Source organism: Nitrococcus sp., assembly GCF_059432795.1.
This window is the reverse complement of the sequence record NZ_JBXWZQ010000045.1, coordinates 19,307-39,298: the sequence shown is the minus strand read 5'-3', so window position 1 is coordinate 39,298 and position 19,992 is coordinate 19,307. Positions and strand designations below refer to the sequence as shown.

The 19,992-nt window shown below is 63.0% G+C and carries 17 protein-coding genes; 11 read left to right on the top strand and 6 right to left on the bottom strand.

Annotation, left to right across the window (positions count from 1 at the left end):
* On the bottom strand, window positions 1-945 hold the full coding sequence (fmt, locus tag AC52Q4_RS03895) for a methionyl-tRNA formyltransferase (RefSeq protein WP_495535490.1): 945 nt from the start codon (window positions 943-945) through the stop codon (window positions 1-3).
* A gap of 15 nt (window positions 946-960) precedes the next feature.
* A complete protein-coding gene (def, locus tag AC52Q4_RS03890) occupies window positions 961-1,494 on the bottom strand; it encodes a peptide deformylase (RefSeq protein WP_495535489.1) in 534 nt (177 codons plus the stop codon).
* A gap of 124 nt (window positions 1,495-1,618) precedes the next feature.
* Here def and AC52Q4_RS03885 point away from each other — a divergent pair, with 124 nt between their 5' ends.
* From AC52Q4_RS03885 to hemF, 6 genes are all read left to right on the top strand, one after another.
* Entirely contained in the window at window positions 1,619-2,695 is a 1,077-nt protein-coding gene (locus AC52Q4_RS03885) for a LysM peptidoglycan-binding domain-containing protein (protein WP_495535488.1), read from the top strand.
* A 64-nt stretch (window positions 2,696-2,759) separates the two neighbouring features.
* Complete coding sequence (gene dprA / locus AC52Q4_RS03880) at window positions 2,760-3,878, top strand: DNA-processing protein DprA (protein ID WP_495535487.1); 1,119 nt, start codon at window positions 2,760-2,762, stop codon at window positions 3,876-3,878.
* Window positions 3,879-3,880: 2 nt separating this feature from the next.
* Window positions 3,881-4,354, top strand: a complete 474-nt coding sequence (locus tag AC52Q4_RS03875; RefSeq protein WP_495535486.1) for a Smg family protein — start codon at window positions 3,881-3,883, stop codon at window positions 4,352-4,354.
* A gap of 65 nt (window positions 4,355-4,419) precedes the next feature.
* Entirely contained in the window at window positions 4,420-6,744 is a 2,325-nt protein-coding gene (locus tag AC52Q4_RS03870; protein WP_495535485.1) for a DNA topoisomerase I, read from the top strand.
* A 14-nt stretch (window positions 6,745-6,758) separates the two neighbouring features.
* Entirely contained in the window at window positions 6,759-7,319 is a 561-nt protein-coding gene (tsaC, locus tag AC52Q4_RS03865; RefSeq protein WP_495535518.1) for an L-threonylcarbamoyladenylate synthase type 1 TsaC, read from the top strand.
* A gap of 100 nt (window positions 7,320-7,419) precedes the next feature.
* Window positions 7,420-8,349, top strand: coding sequence for an oxygen-dependent coproporphyrinogen oxidase (gene hemF / locus AC52Q4_RS03860; RefSeq protein ID WP_495535484.1), 930 nt, complete (start codon window positions 7,420-7,422; stop codon window positions 8,347-8,349).
* Window positions 8,350-8,412: 63 nt separating this feature from the next.
* On the opposite strand, the gene AC52Q4_RS03855 is transcribed toward hemF, so the two are convergent.
* The gene (locus tag AC52Q4_RS03855; RefSeq protein ID WP_495535483.1) at window positions 8,413-9,051 is read right to left on the bottom strand and encodes a flagellar brake protein; all 639 of its coding nucleotides are present in this window, start codon (window positions 9,049-9,051) and stop codon (window positions 8,413-8,415) included.
* 173 nt (window positions 9,052-9,224) lie between these two features.
* On the opposite strand from AC52Q4_RS03855, the gene djlA reads away from it, so the two are divergent.
* Window positions 9,225-10,001, top strand: a complete 777-nt coding sequence (gene djlA / locus AC52Q4_RS03850) for a co-chaperone DjlA (RefSeq protein WP_495535482.1) — start codon at window positions 9,225-9,227, stop codon at window positions 9,999-10,001.
* A 56-nt stretch (window positions 10,002-10,057) separates the two neighbouring features.
* Here the strand turns inward: djlA and AC52Q4_RS03845 are convergent, their stop codons facing one another.
* Both AC52Q4_RS03845 and AC52Q4_RS03840 read right to left on the bottom strand, forming a co-directional pair.
* Window positions 10,058-11,473, bottom strand: a complete 1,416-nt coding sequence (locus tag AC52Q4_RS03845) for a DUF4139 domain-containing protein (protein WP_495535481.1) — start codon at window positions 11,471-11,473, stop codon at window positions 10,058-10,060.
* Between the two features lie 134 nt (window positions 11,474-11,607).
* Window positions 11,608-12,312, bottom strand: coding sequence for a J domain-containing protein (locus tag AC52Q4_RS03840; protein ID WP_495535480.1), 705 nt, complete (start codon window positions 12,310-12,312; stop codon window positions 11,608-11,610).
* A gap of 529 nt (window positions 12,313-12,841) precedes the next feature.
* Here AC52Q4_RS03840 and AC52Q4_RS03835 point away from each other — a divergent pair.
* From AC52Q4_RS03835 to AC52Q4_RS03825, 3 genes are all read left to right on the top strand, one after another.
* Window positions 12,842-13,927, top strand: coding sequence for a phytoene/squalene synthase family protein (locus AC52Q4_RS03835; protein ID WP_495535479.1), 1,086 nt, complete (start codon window positions 12,842-12,844; stop codon window positions 13,925-13,927).
* Between the two features lie 65 nt (window positions 13,928-13,992).
* On the top strand, window positions 13,993-15,975 hold the full coding sequence (gene shc, locus AC52Q4_RS03830; RefSeq protein ID WP_495535478.1) for a squalene--hopene cyclase: 1,983 nt from the start codon (window positions 13,993-13,995) through the stop codon (window positions 15,973-15,975).
* Window positions 15,976-15,989: 14 nt separating this feature from the next.
* Window positions 15,990-16,706: a phosphorylase family protein gene (locus tag AC52Q4_RS03825; RefSeq protein ID WP_495535517.1), complete on the top strand. Its 717-nt coding sequence runs from the start codon at window positions 15,990-15,992 to the stop codon at window positions 16,704-16,706.
* Between the two features lie 19 nt (window positions 16,707-16,725).
* Here the strand turns inward: AC52Q4_RS03825 and dxs are convergent, their stop codons facing one another.
* Entirely contained in the window at window positions 16,726-18,669 is a 1,944-nt protein-coding gene (gene dxs, locus AC52Q4_RS03820) for a 1-deoxy-D-xylulose-5-phosphate synthase (protein ID WP_495535516.1), read from the bottom strand.
* Between the two features lie 374 nt (window positions 18,670-19,043).
* On the opposite strand from dxs, the gene ispH reads away from it, so the two are divergent.
* Window positions 19,044-19,964: a 4-hydroxy-3-methylbut-2-enyl diphosphate reductase gene (ispH, locus tag AC52Q4_RS03815; protein ID WP_495535477.1), complete on the top strand. Its 921-nt coding sequence runs from the start codon at window positions 19,044-19,046 to the stop codon at window positions 19,962-19,964.
* Window positions 19,965-19,992 lie beyond the last annotated feature (28 nt).

Genomic DNA, 19,992 nt, shown 5'->3' with positions numbered 1-19,992 from the left:
TTAGCCGAGGCGATCACGGGAGGTGAGCGCGTAACCGTTGAGAAACTCCTTGGCGCGTTGGCGCTGGCGACCCGGGATCTGCAACTCCTCGATCCGCAGGAGCCCTTCGCCGGTGGCGACGTCAATCCCGGATTCGCCGGTCTTGGTGATGCTCCCCGCGGGCGCGAGCCGCATCGTCGTGTTCAGCGCCCGTGCGGACCAGACGCGAAGCGTATGCCCGCGATGAAGCGTGTACGCGACAGGCCAGGGGTTGAAAGCTCGAATCCGGCGCGCAATTTCCGTGGCTGAACGCTGCCAGTCGATGACTGCCTCTCCTTTATTCAGCTTCGCCGCATAGGTGGCCCGGCTCGTATCCTGAGGCTGCGGCACGATCTCGCCGGCGAGCCAGCGTGGCAGCGTCTCCGCGATCAGCTCAGCGCCCAGAGCGGCGAGCCGATCGTGGACATCGCCGGCGGTATCGTCCACGTCAATCGCACAATCCCGCTGAGCCAGAATGGCGCCGGTGTCCAGGCCCTCGTCCATGCGCATGATGGTGATCCCGGTCCGGCGATCGCCCGCGGCGATCGCTCGCTGTATCGGCGCGGCGCCGCGCCAGCGCGGCAGCAGCGAGGCGTGGATGTTCAAGCACCCAAGCGCCGGGATGGCCAATATCTCAGCGGAGAGGATCAAGCCATAGGCCGCGACCACGATGACGTCGGGGGCCAACTGCGCGAGCTCTGCCTGTGCTGCGGGAGAGCGAAGGCTCGGAGGCTGATGCACGGGCAAGCCGCATTGCTGCGCGGCCACTTTGACGGGGCTCGGACGCAGCCGCCGGCCGCGGCCGGCGGGCCGGTCCGGCTGCGTGTACACGCCGACCAGGCGCTGCGGTCCGCGGCTCAACCGCTGCAGCGCGGGCACCGCAAATTCCGCCGTGCCCGCGAAGACGATTCGCGGAGCATCGTTCATCGAGGGGCGCGTGGCTCAGATCACCCGTTGCGTCGGATGTGCCGGCATCGTGCCCTGTCGCGACTGTTTTTCCAGCTTCTTGCGCAGACGCTTGCGCTTGAGCTCGGAGAGATAATCGACGAAGAGCTTGCCGTCGAGATGATCGATCTCATGCTGAATGCAAACGGCCAGCAGGCCGTCCGTTTCGAGCTCGAAAGGCTCGCCGCTGCGGTCTTGCGCGCGAACCTTCACCCATTCGGCACGACGCACCGTATCGAAATACCCGGGCACCGATAGGCAGCCCTCCTGCATCTCCTCCTCGCCGCTGCGTTCCAGTATCTGCGGGTTGATAAACGCAAGTGGCTCGTTCCTGGCCTCCGTAATGTCGACGACCAGAACACGCTGATGCACGTTGACCTGCGTGGCCGCCAAGCCGATGCCGGGGGCGTCATACATGGTTTCGAAAAGATCGTCCACCAAGCGGCGGATCTCGTCGGTCACCGCTTCGACCGGCTGCGCCCGCGTGCGAAGCTGCGGGTCCGGATAGTGTAAAATATCCAAAATAGCCATATTTGATCCGTTGCGGCTGGCGATATTTCGCTGCTAGTCTTGATCGATGACGATCCACTGCAAACTATAACGAATTCTGTTCCGTTGCCGCTACCATGGACAGGGCATTAAACAGGGAACGTCGATGTTCAGAAATAAGTTTGCCTGGCTGCTGTGCGCACTGCTCATGCTTGCCTCCCCGCTCGTGGCCGCCGAGGTCGCGCTCAAACCGGGGCATCCCGATCAATATACCGTTCAGCCCGGGGATAGCCTTTGGGATATCTCCGCGCACTTTCTCAAAGATCCCTGGTATTGGCCTGAAATCTGGTATGGCAATCCGGATATCAAGAACCCGCACCTGATCTATCCGGGGGATGTCATCAAGTTTACCACTGTTGGGGGCAAGCCGCGGCTCATGGTGGAGCGCCAAGGCGGGACCATTAAGCTCTCGCCGCGGGTTCGGGTGGAGGAACTCGAAAAGGCGGTGCCGACGATCCCGATCAACGCCCTCAGACCGTTTCTCACCGGTGATCGCATGGTCTCGGCGGAGCAATGGCAAGGCGCGGCCCACATCGTCGCCGCGGCGGACGAGCATGTCATGGGCGCGCCCGGCGATCCGATCTACGTGCGCGGCCTCGGCGAGCGCGAAACGCACACGATATACGCCATTCTGCGCAAGAGAGAGCCGCTGGTGGACCCGCAAAACGCGGTGGTGCTCGGCTATCAAGCCGCCCACGTCGGCGATGCCGTGTGTCGCCCGAATGGCGAGCCCGCCACGTGTGTCATAAAACGCAGCAATCGCGAAGTGTTGCCGGGGGACCGGCTGCTGGCCGTGGAGGAGGAGGCGCTCAGGGGGCGTTTCTATCCGAGCCCGCCCGCGCACCCGGTCGATGGGCTGATCGTCGCGGTCATGGGCGGCGTCTCCCAGATCGGTCAGTACAACGTCGTGGCCATCAACCGCGGGGAGGCGCAGGGCCTCAAATCCGGAGACGTGCTGCTCGTCTACAAGCCGGGGCAGCAGGTGATCGATCGTTTCGGTGGCGGCCAGCAGCGGGTGGACCTGCCGGCCGAGCGGGCGGGAGAGATGATCATTTTTCGTACCTTCCCCCGGATGAGCTTCGGGTTGATCATGGAGGCGACCCGCGCGATGCGGGTTCATGATCTGGTCCGCAGTCCGGCGCGGCAGACATTGCAGCAAGCTGGGATACCCGCACGGCGATAGGCAATCACCGGGCGACATTGGCGCGCAACACGCCCAGCAAGTTTCGGCGTCAGGACAACGTCTCATGTCAAACCATTCCGGCGGCGAGCCACTGGCGGGGTGGCTGCGCCTATGCCGCACGCCTGGCCTCGGCGCCCGAGCGTTTCAGCGCATACTCGAGCGCTTCCACACCCCGGTGGCTTTCCTGAATGCCTCGCGCAATGAGCAAGCGCAGACGGGGCTCCCGGCCAAGGTGTTGGATGCGATTCCGCGCACCGAGGACACCGGGGTGGCAGCCGATCTGCGCTGGCTGGAGAGCGACGATCACCACCTGGTGTGCTTTACGGATGCAGCCTACCCGGAGCTGTTGCGGCGCATCCCGGTGCCTCCGCCATTGTTGTTCGTCGCCGGTGAGCCCGCTGTCTTGAGCCGTCCCCAGCTTGCCATCGTTGGCAGCCGTAATCCGACGCCGGGCGGCATCGGCAACGCCCGGGCGTTCGCGACACACCTTGCACGTGCCGGGTTGACCGTCACCAGCGGTCTGGCGCTTGGTATCGATGCCTGCGCCCACCGTGGCGCGCTCGAGGCGCAGCGGCCTACGGTCGCCGTTCTGGGTAACGGCCTGGACCGCATCTACCCCGTGCGCCATCGCGATCTGGCGCGCGCCATTGTCGAGCGCGGAGCCCTGGTCAGCGAGTTTCCGACGGGTATCGGCCCGCGGCGCGAGCATTTCCCACAACGTAATCGCATCATTAGCGGCTTGTCCTTGGGCACGCTGGTCGTCGAGGCGAGCCCCCGCAGCGGCTCGTTGATCACGGTGGATCACGCCCTGGAGCAGGGGCGGGAGGTGTTTGCCGTACCGGGGTCAGTACACAATCCGCTTGCGCGGGGCTGTCATGCGCTGATTCGACAGGGAGCGAAACTGGTCGAGTCGGGGTCCGATGTGCTAGAAGAGCTTCCGGCTTTGGCGGAGCCGATGGCGGCGAGTCCAGTCGATACCAACGCGCGTGACGCCAGGTTGGATCGGAGCTACCGGCACGTTCTGGAGGCGTTGGGCTACGATCCCGTTCCGGCCGACGTGCTGCTTCAGCGCACTGGATTGACGCCCGATACGCTTTCCTCCATGCTCGTAGAATTGGAGTTGATGGGCTACGTGGCGGTCTGTCCAGGCGGTCGATACGCCCGCCTCGGTGAAGGGGCGTAAGGATGAAAGAAAACGTTTTCGACGTCCTGATGTACTTGTTCGAAAACGACCTCTATAACAACGAAGAACTGGGCTCGGACAGGGAGCTAATCGAGACGGAGCTGTTTGAGGCCGGCTTCAGCCAGCTTGAGATTCGTAAGGCATTCGATTGGCTCGACGCGCTTGCCGATCGTCGCACTGTTCCCGTTTTGGAACCCGACAGCAAACGCTCGATCCGGTTGTTTATTGAGCCGGAGATGGCCAAGCTGGAGGCGGATTGCCGCGGTTTCCTGCTTTATCTCGAGCAGGTCGGCATTCTGACGTCGGTCAGCCGTGAGCTGGTCATCGATCGTATGATGGCCTTGGACGATGAAATCGATCTGGACACGCTGAAGTGGGTAGTCCTCATGGTTCTGTTCAGCCAGCCGGGACAGGAAGAGGCGTACGCTTGTATGGAGAACCTGATATTCGACGATACGGCGTTTCCCCTCCACTGATCACGTCTCGCAGCTAGCACACGCTGTCTTTGTCCCTCGGATCCTTCTCAGACCTTTTTTTCGCTATGGCAAAAAATCTGGTAATCGTCGAATCGCCAGCCAAGGCGCGCACAATCAACAAGTACTTGGGGGCCGATTTCGAGGTGCTCGCCTCCTATGGCCATGTGCGTGATCTGGTGCCCAAGGAGGGGGCGGTGGATACGGACCAGGACTTCGCCATGAAGTACACGACCATCGAGCGCAACGCCAAGCGCGTCGATGCGATCGCCAAGGCCGTGCGGAAGATCGATGCCATTTATCTCGCAACGGACCCGGATCGGGAGGGCGAGGCCATCTCCTGGCATTTGTCGCAGCTGCTGAAAGAGCGCGGTGTGCTCGACGACAAGCCGATCCACCGGGTGGTTTTCTACGAAATCACTCAGCGAGCCATCGACGCGGCCATGGCGCAGCCGCGCGGCTTATCGACCGATCTGGTCAATGCGCAGCAGGCGCGGCGCGCACTGGACTATCTCGTCGGGTTCAAGCTCTCGCCCCTGCTGTGGAAAAAAATTACGAGCGGCCTGTCCGCCGGGCGCGTCCAGAGTCCGGCACTGCGGCTCATCGTGGAGCGCGAGCAGGAAATCGAGCGCTTCCAATCGCAGGAATACTGGACGGTCGAGGCCGATCTCGAGAAGGCGGACCAGCCCTTCATGGCGCGGCTGTTCACCTTGGGCGGCGAGCGGATCGAGCAGTTCTCGATCACCGCGGAAACGCAAGCCAATGAGGTCACCACCCGGCTCGAGCAAGCGGCCGGTGGTCAGCTGCGCGTTGCAAAGGTGGAACGCAAGCAGCGCCGCCGCAATCCCGCAGCCCCTTTCATTACCTCGACGTTACAGCAGGAAGCGTCACGTAAACTGCGCTTTTCCGCTCAAAAGACCATGCGGGTGGCGCAGCAGCTTTATGAAGGCATCGATACCGGCAGCGGTGCCATCGGTCTGATTACCTATATGCGCACCGACTCGGTCAATCTCGCCCAGGAGGCGGTTGCCAATATCCAGGAGGTGATCGCCGAGCGCTACGGCCGAGACAAGGTGCCGCAACGCCCGCATCAATATCGAACGCGCGCCAAGAACGCCCAGGAGGCGCATGAGGCCATTCGGCCAACCGACGCGTGGCGGGTGCCCGAGGAGGTCAAGCCCTATCTTGCGCAGGATCAATATCGCCTCTATGAGCTCATCTGGAAGCGTGCCGTTGCCTGCCAGATGATCCATGCGACGATCAATACCGTTGCGGTGGACCTCGCCTGCGGCGAGGAGGGCGTATTCCGCGCGACCGGCTCGACGATTGCGGATCCCGGTTTCATGGCCGTCTATCTGGAGGGTACCGACGACGGCAATGTCTCCGACGACAGCGAGCGAACGCTGCCGTCCATGGAGGTGGGCGATGTAATCACCCTGCAGGGGATCCGGCCCGAGCAACATTTCACCGAGCCCCCGCCGCGGTACTCGGAAGCCAGCCTGGTGCGTGCGCTGGAGGAAAGGGGCATCGGTCGCCCCTCGACCTACGCCACCATTTTGTCCACGTTGCAGCAGCGCAATTACGCGGTACTGGAGAATCGGCGTTTCTTCCCCACGGATACCGGTCGGGTGGTAATCAAGTTTCTCAAGGAACACTTCGACCGCTATGTGGATTACGATTTCACCGCGCGAATGGAGGACGATCTGGATGCGATTTCCCGCGGCGAGCGGGATTGGATCCCGGTGCTGCGCGCCTTCTGGGAGCCATTCAAGGAGCGTATCGAGGACAAGAGCAAGGTCTCGCGCGGCGAGGTGATGCAGGCACGCGAACTCGGTGTCGATCCGGGCAGTGGGCGGCCGGTGACCGCACGGCTGGGACGCTATGGGCCGTATGTGCAGATCGGCAGTGCGAACGATGAAGAAAAGCCGAGCTTCGCCGGCCTGATTCAGGGGCAGAGCATCGACACCATCACGCTCGAGGAGGCTCTGAAGCTATTCAAGCTGCCGCGGGAGCTGGGCGAGACGCCGGAGAACGAGAAGCTCGTGGTTGGCATCGGCCGCTACGGGCCTTACGTGCGCTACGGCAATAAGTTTGTCTCCCTCAAGGGTGAAGATGATCCGCATACGATCACCCGCGAGCGGGCCTTGGAGCTGGTAGCCGAGAAGAAGGAGGCCGACGCGAATCGGCTCATTCGACGCTTCGACGGCTCCGACGTGGAAATTCTGCGTGGCCGGTTCGGACCTTATATCACCGACGGCAAGAAAAACGCGCGCATTCCCAAGGGGCGGGAACCGGCCGAGTTTGATCTCGAGGAGTGTCGGCAACTGTTGGCCAAGGCGCCGGAGCGTAAAAGCGCGCGCCGTGGGGGCGGGCGCCGCCGCAAGAGCGGTTGATTGATGTGAGCGCCGTGCTGCTGCCCGGTTTTCGTCTACGCCGCTATGCGGCGTTGCTCGGCGCCGGAGGCGTCATCGCCTATCCCACGGAAGCCGTCTATGGGCTGGGTTGTAATCCGCGCTGCGATACGGCTGTCGCGCGTCTGCTGGGGCTCAAGGGTCGCTCGGCGCGCAAAGGGTTGATATTGATTGCGCCCGAACCGGATTGGCTCGCCGCGTATATGGCGCCGGTCAGCGAGAAGGTGGCGGCACGGATAAGGGCAGGCTGGCCGGGTCCGGTAACCTGGGTGGTGCCCGCCGCTGCTTGGGTTCCCGCCTGCTTGACCGGAGGACGCGGGACGATCGCCCTACGCGTGACCGCGCACCCCATGGCCAGCGCGCTGTGTCGGAGCTTCGGTGGCGCGATAGTCTCGACGAGTGCCAACCGTGCCGGCGGTTCGCCGGCACGCACGGCGCTACGCACGCGATTATTATTCGGTCCTCGTCTGGACGCGATCGTGCCGGGAAAAACGGGTCAGCTCGACCGCCCCACCCCTATCGTTGACGCCTGCTCGGGCGCAATACTGCGGGAGTGAGACGAGAGCCACCCGTGCATGCAATCGGCCTATCGGTGGCCGCGCGTGCCAGCGGGACGCCTTTATAGGTACTAGCAAGTCGACAGCGAAGAAGCCGCGAATGGATGAGCCCAGACCCGAAGCCGTCAAGACGTATCTCCTGGATCTACAGGACCGGATCTGCCAAGCGATCAGCGCCGAGGAGGGGGGCCGGCAGTTTCACGAGGACCTCTGGACTCGCGAGGAGGGCGGGGGTGGTCGCAGTCGCGTTCTGATAGACGGTATCAGCTTTGAGCAGGCCGGCATTAATTTTTCGCACGTCTATGGGAGCGCTCTGCCGGAGACCGCCAGTGCGCGCCGTCCGGAGTTGGCGGGCCGACGCTACCAGGCCATGGGCGTCTCGTTGGTTATTCATCCGCGCAATCCCTTTGTCCCGATCTCCCATGCCAACGTCCGCTTTTTCCTTGCCGAGGAACCGGGTCAAGCACCCGTTTGGTGGTTCGGCGGTGGTTTCGACCTGACCCCTTGCTACGGTTACGATGCAGACGTGCTGCACTGGCATCAGACGGCGAAGATCGCCTGTGATCGCTACGGGGAATCGCTCTACCCCCGATTCAAGGCCTGGTGCGATGAATATTTCTATCTCCCGCACCGCGGCGAGCCGCGCGGCGTGGGGGGATTGTTCTTCGACGATTTCACGGGCGAGGGCTTCGAGCACGCCTTCGGTTTCATGCGTTCCGTAGGCGATGCCTTCCTGGAGGCTTACCTGCCTATTGTGCGACGCCGTAAGGATACCGAGTACGGGGAGCGCGAGCGCGTCTTCCAGCTCTATCGGCGCGGTCGCTACGTGGAGTTCAATCTGCTGTTCGATCGTGGCACGCGTTTTGGCATCTATTCGGGGGGGCGTGCGGAGTCCATCCTCATGTCGCTACCGCCGTTGGTGCGCTGGGAGTATGGTTGGCAACCGGAGCCCGGTTCCAAGGAAGCCGAACTCTACGAGCGCTATCTGCAGCCGCATGATTGGCTTGCCGAGCTCGCGACGCAAAGTTGAATCCACCGCGCGCGCGATGCGCCACGACGGGATTGTGGGCGGGTCAGCGAGAAGGCCGCGACCTCAGTGCCGTGTCTCCGCATGATGGCGGAAGATGTACCGGTTGAGTATCGCCTGGGTCTCGGCGTCTATGTTCTCGAACCGGATGCCGACGGTGCGGCGCTTGGCATCGTTCTCGTCGCGATTGATCCGGACCACCCGGCCTTTGAGCTCGAGGCGTTCGGCATCGGTCAGATGCAGGCGCAGATCGATGGGGTGATGTTCCGCGCGGGTGAGGTTCGAGGGCAGATCGGTCAACGACAGGCCCGTGACGGAAATATCGCGCACCTGCGGTGCCTGCAGCAGGCCTTGGTTGTCGACCACCTGAATGTCGCCTTGTTCCGGCTGAACACGAGCCGCGCGTTCGATACCGTAGCGCTCGATGATCGTCGGATAGCTAAAACGCAGCGCCACCGTCGATTCGGCCGTCGCTCGCTCCGCATAGAGCTCGAAGAGGAAGAGGTAGGTCCCCCGCTCGAGCCTGAGCTGCAGGCGCTCGGCCTTGAGCAGCTGCAGCAATAGCTCGGTGTCGCCGCCGTAAGGGCTGAGCAGCAACTGGCGTGGGCGCTCCGCCGCGGCATCGTGCGTCTCGTCCGCAGCGAATATCAATTCCTGCAGATAGTCCAGCTCCTCCGGCGTGAGATACGCTGATTTGACCGCCATAGCTGCCCTTTCCGAGAGTAAGCATCCTGCCGCGTGGCTGCCCATTGTGTGCATAATGTCCGTATATCGTGATGATGGCAAGACTATTGCGAGGCGGGTCATCGTCCCTTCCCGTCTAGGGTGGAAGCGTGACGGTAATCGGCCGTGGGGAGATCGTTCGCGGGATGTTGTGGATGGGTAAGTTTATCGGTGGTCTCCTCGGCTATCTGGTCGGGGGGCTGGTAGGCGCATTGATCGGCATTCTACTGGGGCATCTGATCGACCGCGGTCTCACCCTTTCGCGCTTCGCGCTGGGAGGGCTGCAGCGCATCCACGAAGAGTTTTTTCGCTGCACGTTCAGTATCATGGGGCATGTGTGCAAGATCGACGGTCGTATCAGCGAAGCCGAAATCGCTGCCGCGGAATCGATCATGGCGCAGATGAATCTCTCCGCGGAGCAACGACGTGCGGCCATCGAACATTTCAACGCGGGCAAGGCCACGCATTTCGATCTCGATGGCGTCTTGAACGAGTTTCGTCACGTCGCCCGCGGCCAGGTCAACCTGCTGCGCATGTTTTTGGAAATCCAGATTCAAGCCGCGTTGGCCGATGGTCGTATCGATGAAGCCGAGCGCGTTGCGTTGCTCCATATCGCCCGCCGGCTCGGGCTGGCGGAAAGCGAGTATACTCGCCTGGAGGCTTTCCTGACCGGCAGCTATCGCCGCGCGCAACCAAATCGGCCGGGCGCTCGGCGCGATGGGCTTGCCGATGCCTATCGCACGTTGGGCGTCAGCCCCCGGGAGAGCGATTCGGAAGTAAAAAAAGCCTATCGGCGGCTGATGAACCAACATCATCCGGACAAGCTGGTCGCCCGCGGGTTACCCGAGACGATGATCCGGATGGCGCAACAACGTACCCAGGAGATTCGTGCGGCTTACGATTCCATCAAGCGTGCGCGCGCCATGAAGTAGCCGCGAAACCGGCCGCTTAGACGTTACTTCGCAGCATGCGTGCCGGCGTTCTCGAATCAGCGCTGAAAACGGGCTTGATAGCTCAGCACCGCATCGCCTTGGGCGGGCACGGCGACCGACCATTGCGCGATCGTCGCCGACAAGCGCTCGTGTGGTGCGCTTTGCTGGACAATTTCCCAGTCGCCGGGCAGCTCTTCACGCAGTTGCACCTCGACCGGCTTCGCCCGGGTGTTGTGCAGCTCGATGCGCCACGCGACCTCATAGTGATCCTTGCCCAGCCGGCGCATTAGCGTGCGTGTGCGTCGCGCGGTGAGATCGAAGGCCGTGCCCAGAAGCAGATCCAGGGGCTCGCCGGCCGGGGTATGGTCAATGTGATCGGCGCCCAGGTAACGCGGCTCCCCGTCGGTGCCCTGCTCTTTGACGCGCACCGTCCCCGCGGGTAGGGCAAGCGGATGTTCGGCATTGTCGGTAGCCACGTGCAGGCGAACCTGAACCGGAGCTTTACCACCCGTGTCCGTCCCATTGGCACTCACCCGGTAGCGACGCTGCGCCTGCAACTCAGTGGTGCGAAGCAGCTCCAGGCGAATGGCGGCGGCGCGAGGCAGGTTCACCGTTTGGTCTAGACGATACAAATGCCACGCTAAAGCCGGCTCGGTACCGCCGGTCTCCGCCGCTTGGCGCCTGCGCTGTGCTTGCATCATGAAGGGAGCGATCCCGTCGCCACGCTCGATGTCCCCGGCGACTAGACGCACCTTGGCCTCCGGGTAACCTCCAGCGCTGTGATTTACGATCCGGGCGAAACCTTGGAGGCGGAGCCGTTCGCCGCGCAGCTCAGCCCAGTAGTCCATTTGCCAGCCGAGCCCGTCGGTGAGATAGACCAGATTCACGCGACGGTGACCACCAGCCGGCCGCGCAAGGTGCAAATCGAGCGCCGGGCCGCACACCGCGATGCGGGGATCGGGCGGCAAGACGATGCGCCAGGGCGCATCGGGCCCACCCAGTTCCAGCCGACCTCCGACGCGAACGATCGGCTCCTTACCCTGGGCGCTGACCAAGAGGGCGCGACGCGTCTCGTCATGCTCGCCGGTACGCGGCTCGAGCAGCACCTCACGGCCCTCATACGCTTGCAAGAGCATGGTGGGCGTCCAATGCGTGCTGCGGAACCGCTGGCTGAGAATATGCGCCTTGGGGTGCAGGGTGACAGCCAGCGTCTCTGGCTTCAGACGCGAAGGCAGATCAAGGAGGGTAAGCCGATCGCTACCCGGCGAGAGCTCGAGGCGGCGACGATCGTGCACCAGGCCGAGGCCATTTTGATAAATCGTCAGGGTAAGCGCCCGCTTGTTTGCGCTCTCGTGGTGAACGGCGGCACTTGGATCGGCTCGCGAGCTCGCGGCGCTGGCTGCGCTATCCGCCGGTATCGAGCGGGCACCCGCTACGCCCGCGGCGCTGGCAAGGACCAGCGTGAGGGTCATGACTGACTGGTAGCTCCGGCGCAACGCGATATCCTCCTTGCTTGCTAGCCTGCCGCCCGCCGCATCCTTCGAAGTCCGGGGATGGCACCCGAGCGGGGCGTTTCGCTGCCGCTGGCTGCGCCGCCGGGTTTCCCTCATCCCGGCGTCCGGTGCCTGCGCAACAGCTGCGCTTTTGCTTCATTGAGGCGGGCGGCAAGATAGCCGGATCCGCCGCGGTCAGGGTGCAGGCGTTGCATCAGCCGGCGGTGAGCCGTGACGATCTGTGCCCGCTCGGCGCCCATTGGCAATCCGAGTACGGCGTGGGCTTGCGCATCCGACAAGGCAGTAGCGCCGCTCGGGTCGTGGTATGCATCCTCGTGGCGAACGCGATCGCGCCAGCCGCTGTGGGCTTGATCGAGATAGGCCCGCAACAGCGCCGCGGCCTCGGCATCGAACTCCAGATAGCTCTCGTGGAGCATCAGCAAATCGCGCAGGGTAAGGCCGCTCAGTCGCCGCCCGTGCAGACGCTCGCCGTGGACCGTGCCATCGATACAGCCGCTGCGGGGATCGATGGTGATCGCGAGATTTTTCGTCTGCAGACGGCAATGCGCGTCCGTTGCGTAATCGTTCTCCTGCCCGGTCGTGGTCGTGTCGGGCGGCGTGGCGCTGCGTCGCCCCAATAGCAAAAGGGCGGCGAGAACGAAGCCGAGTATCCAGTGCACACGTCCGGTCGCGACCAGTAACACGAGCAGGCCAAGAGCCGTGTAGCATAAGATTCGCGGTAGGTTTGCCCGCGCGCTGGCCGAGCGCCAGGCAACGACGGCGATGATCACAACGGTCGCCAGGAGCAGCTGAGCCATGGGTGCGCGCCTGCAAAGCAATGTCACAGGAGGGCCGGGAGAACGGCCATGTCAGCATGGCGGCCACCGTGATAGTGCTGGGCTGCTTCCTGCCAGTGCCGCCTGTCTCGATCCACTATACGCGATAGTGTCCAGCAGGGTCGACACAGCCCCTCTGCGGGAGGGCACTCCAGCGATACTAGGCCAATCTGCCGGTAGTCCCGGCATGCTCGGCGCAGGCGCCATTCCAATCAGGCCGGGCACCATGGCCGCTCGTCGTATTCACTGGCGGCTGAACCGTGGAGCGGCAATTAGCCACACGAGCGGCTCTCAAACCGGTTCCCTTGGACGCACGCCGTTTGCTACTGCCGGCCGCGGAGCTTACACTCCTTTCGGCTGGCTCGGGGTTGAACGAGACAAACGGAATAGTTAATAAACGGGACATTCGGCCATTGCTGATTGGCGGGAGCTAGGACAGAGCAGGTGAGCAAGCGCGCTGAGCCTTCAGACGCCCCGCTCTGCATTATCATGGAGTGAGAATACGCCCGATATGCAAGCCAGCGACCACTATCACCCGCGGAGCGAGATCGCCTTAGCTTCCCAGCAGGAGTTGCTGCCGGGGGTCTCGCGCACGTTTGCCCTTACTATTCCGCAGCTTCCCGACCCGCTCCGCACTTCTGTGACCAATGCCTACCTGCTATGCCGGATTGCGGATACGATCGAGGATGAGCCGACTTTGAATGCCCGCCAGAAGCAGGGCTTTCACGATCGCTTCCGCACCATCGTTGCCGGCGGGGATGAGTCGCCCGACCGCTTCGCGGCCGATCTCCATCCGCTGCTATCGGATACGATGTCGGCGGACGAGCGCGAACTCATCCGGCGCGTTCCAGGGGTGATCGCGGTCACGCATTCTCTGCCCGCCGCTGAGCGTGCGGCACTCGAGCGGTGTGTGCGGATCATGTGCGAAGGCATGCCGTGGTTCCAGCGCAATCGGCGGCCGGACGGTCTCTGCGACATGGCGGAATTCGAGCGCTACTGTTACTACGTGGCTGGCGTGGTCGGAGAGATGCTCACGGATCTGTTCTGCCAGTACTCCTGGGATATCGGCCGCGTGCGAGAACGTCTGCGTGCGCTGAGCGTCTCTTTCGGCGCCGGCCTGCAGATGACCAATATTTTGAAGGACGTCTGGGAGGATCGTCAGCGGGGTACCTGTTGGCTGCCTCGCGACGTTTTCCAGCAGTACGGGTTCGACCTGCGTGATCTGAGCGAGGCGCATTACGATCCGGCATTCGGCGCCGGAATACGCGAATTGGTGGCGCGCGCCCACGGCCATCTTCGCAACGCCTTGGCCTATGTTCAGCTGCTGCCGCCGAGCGAAGTCGGTATACGACGATTCTGTCTTTGGTCGTTGGCAATGGCGGCGCTCACCCTGCAGCGCCTGCACGCCAACCCCGCCTATCGCTCGGGCCGCGAGGTCAAGATATCCCGCCGCGCCGTTCGCACGACGGTGCTGAGCTTCGGCTTGGCAGCGGGGCGGGATACCATGTTGCGGTGTCTCTTTGATTGGGCGGCCCGAGGGTTACCAATACGCGATGTGGATTGCACGGTGGCGCGGCACGGGCACGTCAGGGTGTGAGCGATTCACCCCAGCGATCGACATCAGCCCCTGCCGCGTGCGTGCCCAGAAGTTTGGAGAGCTGAATGAGATCAATGGAGCAACAGCCCGAGATGATCTCAGCCGGGATCGGTAATGCTGCCCCCTATACACGGAAGTCTGGCACCCAAGCGATCGACGAGGCGATTCTGGCGGCCCGCGATGCGTTGCTAGCCCATCAGCACCCGGACGGTTACTGGTGCTTTGAACTCGAGGCCGACTGCACCATACCGGCCGAATACATCCTGATGATGCACTATACCGGAGAGCTCGAGGCAACGCTGGAGCCCAAGCTCGCGCGCTATATTCGTGAGCACCAGCTCACGAGCGGCGGCTGGCCGCTTTACTACGGCGGTGACATGGACATCAGCTGCTCGGTGAAGGCGTATTTCGCCTTGAAGCTGGCCGGTGACGACCCCGAGGCGGCGCACATGCGTCGCGCCCGCCAAGCCATACTCGATCAAGGCGGTGCGGTCAACGCCAATGTCTTCACCCACATCGCTTTGGCCCTTTTCGGTGAAATTCCCTGGCGCGGCGTGCCGTTCATGCCCCCGGAAATCCTCCTGTTGCCGCGCTGGTTTCCGTTCCATTTGAGCAAGGTCTCCTATTGGTCACGCACGGTTATGGTGCCTTTGTTCATCCTGGCGGCTTACAAGCCGCGCGCCCGTAATCCGCGTGACATACATATCGGCGAACTCTTTGTTACCGATCCGCACCTCGAGACGGGTTATTTCAAGGCGCGTTCCCGCCTCAACCAAGTGTTCATAACGCTCGATGCACTCGGGCGGCGTCTCGAGCGGTTCATACCCCGATCGGTACGTGCCAGAGCGTTGCAGCGGGCCGCGGACTGGTTCATCGCGCGTTTGAATGGCGAGCATGGCTTGGGCGCGATTTTCCCGGCCATGGTCAATTCGTACGAAGCGCTCGAGCTGCTCGGGTATGCAGCCGAGGACCCGCTGCGTCAGCAGGTACGCAAGGGACTGCGCGATCTGGTGGTGGAGCAAGGCGATCGCGCCTATTGTCAGCCCTGCCTATCTCCAGTCTGGGATACCGCGTTGGCATGCCTTGCCCTGCAGGAAGCCGACGGTGGCGCCAGCCGGACTGAGACCCGTCGCGCCCTGGATTGGCTGAAGGACGGGCAGCTGTTGGATACCCCGGGAGACTGGTCGGAGCAGCACCCGAATCTGCCCGGTGGCGGGTGGCCTTTCCAGTTTCGCAACGATCATTACCCGGATCTGGACGATACCGCGATTGTGGCGTGGGCAATGCAGCGTGCCGCGGAGCCCGAGCGCTATGGTGAGTCCATCCAGCGGGCGACGGTTTGGTTGCTCGGCATGCAATCGGCCAATGGCGGTTTCGCGGCCTTCGACTCCGATAACACACGCTATTATCTCAACGAGATTCCGTTTGCCGATCACGGCGCGCTGCTCGACCCACCGACAAGCGATGTTACCGCTCGCGTCGTCGCCCTCCTGGGTAGCTTGGATGGCGAGTCGCGCGATCCCGCCGCACTCTCCCGCGCCATCGCATTTCTGCGCGACCAGCAGGAAATCGAAGGGCCATGGTATGGGCGCTGGGGCACCAACTATCTCTACGGCACCTGGTCGACCCTCACCGCGCTCGAACAAGCTGGCTGCAAGCAAGACGCGCCGTGGGTGCGCAAGGCGGTCGCTTGGCTGAAAAGCTGCCAGCATGATGATGGCGGATGGGGAGAGAGCAACGATAGCTATCTGGATCAGTCGTGCGGGCGGCAAGCCGACGAAAGCACACCGTTTCAGACGGCTTGGGCGCTACTCGCGCTCATCGCCGCCGGGGAATGCCACTCGCCCGAGGTGCGAGCCGGTGTCGAATACCTTTTGCGCCGTCAACGCGCCGACGGGCTGTGGTCCTGCCCCTGGTTCACGGCACCGGGATTCCCGCGCGTTTTCTACCTCAAATACCATGGTTACGACGCGTATTTCCCGCTGATGGCCCTCGCCCGTTACCGAAATTGCATCGCGGAGAACCGGGCGTGGGTCGCCTCGGTATAGTCAGCGCGTTGGCAATGGAAGCCCGGTGCCTCGGCTATCGCCGATCTTTTTCCCGGCGCGCACAGGCACCGCCCATCGAAGCAATGATCGGCGTGTCGGGGCCTGGGGCCGCGGGTGCGGAGCACATGGCTGAGCAGTTGGTGGCACAAGGCGCCACGGCATTGATCAGCTGGGGAATGGCCGGCGGGCTAGATCCGGGGATTCCCACGGGGACGCTGGTCATCGCCGATCGGGTGGTCACCGCTCAGGGTTACGTCTATTTCGCCGACACAGGCTGGCGCCAACGCATCCGGTCGGCCCTCTCGCCTGGCGTATTGGTGCATGAGGCGGGATTATTTGCCAGCGAGCGCCTTGTTGCGACCCCCGCGGAGAAGGCCACGTTGCGGGATCGCTACGCCGCTGGTGCGGTGGATATGGAGAGCGGGGGCGTTGGCTCTGTGGCGAGCCGCCATGGGCTGCCGTTTCTGGTCCTTCGGGTAATCGTGGATCCGGCCACGGTGGCGCTGCCTGGCGCCTTTGTTAAGATCGTGGAGGGCGCTGGGCGATTGCGCCCCCGTGTCTTGATTAATCTATTGCGGTGCCGGCCGCGCGCGTTGTGGCCTTTGCTCGAGCTGGCCTGGAAGGCCCGGGTTGCCACCCAGACACTGAAACGCACCGCTCCTACCGTGATGGGCCGGGGTGGTTGGATTCCAATTCCAACGGCCGGAAGCAGCCTTTCAGCACCGCGGTGAGACCCGTGTAACGCACCTCTTATCGGCGGGCACCGGCTGATTCGGAGCGCCTGGACCGCCCCTCATCGGGGCGGTTCACGTTCGACGTTTCCCTCTCGGCGAGAATGGCCTGAGCGCGCCTATCGTTTTGCAAGGCTGCGAGGATGCCATCTGCATCGAGCCCGACATCCATCAGCTGTTCCTCCTGGCTGCCGTGCTCGATGAACTCGTCGGGCAGGCCAAGCTGCAGCAGGGGCACGCAGATACCTTCTTTGGCCAAGACTTCGCCGACGGCGCTTCCCGCTCCACCGGCGATGGCGTTGTCCTCGACAGTCACGAGTAATTCGTGGCTCCCGGCGAGCTCAACGATCAATTCCGCATCCAAAGGCTTTATAAAGCGCATGTTGACCACGGTTGCCCCGAGGCGCTCGCCCGCCTGGAGACTCGCCGTGAGCAAGTTGCCGAAGGCGAGGATGGCGATGCCGGAACCCGGATGACGCAACTGTGCTTTGCCAATCGGCAGCGCGCGCAGCTCCGGGTCGATCGATACTCCCGTGCCTTTGCCGCGCGGATACCGCACGGCGGCCGGCCCGTCGAGCATGAAGCCGGTATAGAGCATTTGCCGACACTCGTTTTCATCCGCCGGTGCCATGATGACCATGTTCGGCACGCAGCGCATGAAGCTCAGATCAAAGGCCCCTTGGTGTGTCGCGCCGTCGGCGCCCACCGCGCCGGCGCGGTCCACCGCGAAGAGCACCGGCAGGTTCTGCAATGCCACATCGTGGATGAGTTGATCGTAGGCTCGTTGCAAAAACGTGGAATAGATCGCCACCACCGGTTTGAGGCCATCGGCCGCCATGCCGGCGGCGAGAGTCACGCTGTGCTGCTCGGCAATGGCGGTGTCGAAGTAACGCTCGGGGAAACGCTCGGAGAAACGCACCAGCCCGGAGCCTTCGCGCATCGCGGGCGTGATGGCCATCAAGCGTTGATCACGCATCGCCATATCACAGAGCCAGTCGCCAAATACCTGACTGTAGGTCGGGCTGACGGGCTTTGCGTTGGGCTTGCGAATGCCGACCTTGGGATCGAATGGTGAAACGCCGTGGTACTGGACTTGATCCGCCTCGGCCGGTGGGTATCCCTTGCCCTTGCGGGTGACCACGTGCAGCAGACGCGGCCCGTGGTGCGAGCGCAGATTGCGCAGGGTATGAATCAGCGTGGGTAGATGGTGGCCGTCAATCGGGCCGAAGTAGCGGAAGCCGAGCTCCTCGAACAACGTGCCGGGCACGACCAAGCCCTTGGTGTGTGTCTCGACCCGCTTGGCGATCTCCCACACCGACGGCACGGCCTGTAGGAGGCGTTTGCTGCCCTCGCGCAGAGCCGTGTACTGGCGGCTCGAGGCGCAGCGGGCAAGATAGTTGCTCAGACCGCCGACGTTGCGTGAAATGGACATCTCATTGTCGTTGAGGATCACCAACAGATCCGGATGCCGATCCCCGGCATGATTCAGCGCCTCATAGGCCATGCCGCAGGTCATGCCACCGTCGCCAACCACGGCCACGGCACGGCGTTGTGAATTCTGCTGAGCAGCGGCGAGGGCCATGCCGAGTGCCGCGCCGATTGCCGTGCCCGCGTGACCCACGGCAAACGTGTCGTATGGGCTTTCGTCGCGATGTGGAAAGGGGGCCAAGCCGCCGCGCTTGCGGATCGTATGGAGGGCCTCCCGTCGCCCAGTGAGGATCTTGTGCGGATAGGCTTGATGGCCGACGTCCCAGACCAACCGGTCCTCGGGGGTTTCGAAGACGTAATGCAGGGCGACGGTCAGCTCCACGGCGCCGAGGCCGGCGCCGAGATGGCCGCCGTTACCGGAAACCGTCTCCAGCAGGAATTCCCGGAGCTCCCGCGAGAGCTCGGAGAGCCGCGATTCCGGCAATTGCCGAAGATCCTCGGGACACGTCACGGAATCCAGCAGGGAGCGCGCCATAGCAAACACCTTCCATACAAAGCGGTTGATCTTGGTCGTCTTCGGGACATTCATTGTGACTGCATTTGCGATGTCCGGCCATCCGTTGGCAGGACCCGCCATAAACCCTCGGCCAAAATGCCGAACCGCAAAGCACCCACACAGAAAAAATCGACCTCTTTTGTCAACTTAGGGTTGAATGATGAAGCAGTCTAGTGCTAAACGTGCATCGATGCTGATGGTCTTGTCGTTCGCGCATCGTTGCGTGTTCAGGATTGGTGGCCTTGTCGCCGTTGCGCCGAGGCGTCGCTGTGGTGCAAAACTACCACAGTCGTGTCGCGACGATGTGGCGAACTCTCGACAAACTGACTGACGTATACTGAGCCCTGTGTGCAATGGACGTGATATTGGCTCAACCTCGTGGATTCTGCGCTGGCGTCATCCGGGCGGTCGAAATCGTCGAAAGCGCCCTGGCGATACATGGTGCGCCGGTCTACGTGCTGCACGAGATCGTGCACAATCAGCACGTGGTGCAGGATCTCACCGAGCGCGGCGCAATCTTCGTGGAATCCCTGGAGGAGGTGCCGCCACAGGCGGTTATCATATTCAGCGCTCACGGCGTAGCCAATGCCGTTGTTCAGCAGGCCAGAGAACGGGAGCTGCGGTTCATCGACGCGACCTGCCCACTGGTTACCAAGGTTCACCGTCAGGCACAGGGTTATCATAACGCCGGTCGCGAACTGATCATCATCGGTCATGGCGGGCACCCCGAAGTGAAGGGCACACGCGGGCGCGTGGACGGCCCGGTGTACGTCATCTCAACGCCGGAGGAAGCCAATGCGTTGCAAGTGCGGAACCCGCAGGCCCTCGCCTATGTCACGCAGACGACATTGAGCCTGGATGATACCCGTGAGGTCGTCGCCGCACTCAAAGCGCGCTTTCCGGAAATTCAGGGACCTGGCCTGAACGACATCTGTTACGCTACGCAAAATCGCCAGAACGCGGTGCGTGAGCTGGCCAGACAAGTCGACGTGCTGCTCGTGGTTGGCGCGCGCAACAGCTCCAACTCCAATCGCTTGCGTGAGGTCGGCGAACACTTCGGCATTCGCTCCTACCTCGTGCAGACCGCGGATGACCTGGAGCCGGGGTGGTTCTCCCAGTGCGAACGGGTTGGGGTCACCGCGGGGGCATCGGCTCCGGAAGTGCTGGTGCAGCAGGTGCTTGACCGATTGCATGCGCTCGGAGCGGATTCGTTCATCGAGCTGGCCGGCGTGAAGGAAGCAACGCGGTTCCGTTTGCCGCCCATGCTGGGTTGAAACATCCGCCGGGCGAACAATTTTTACC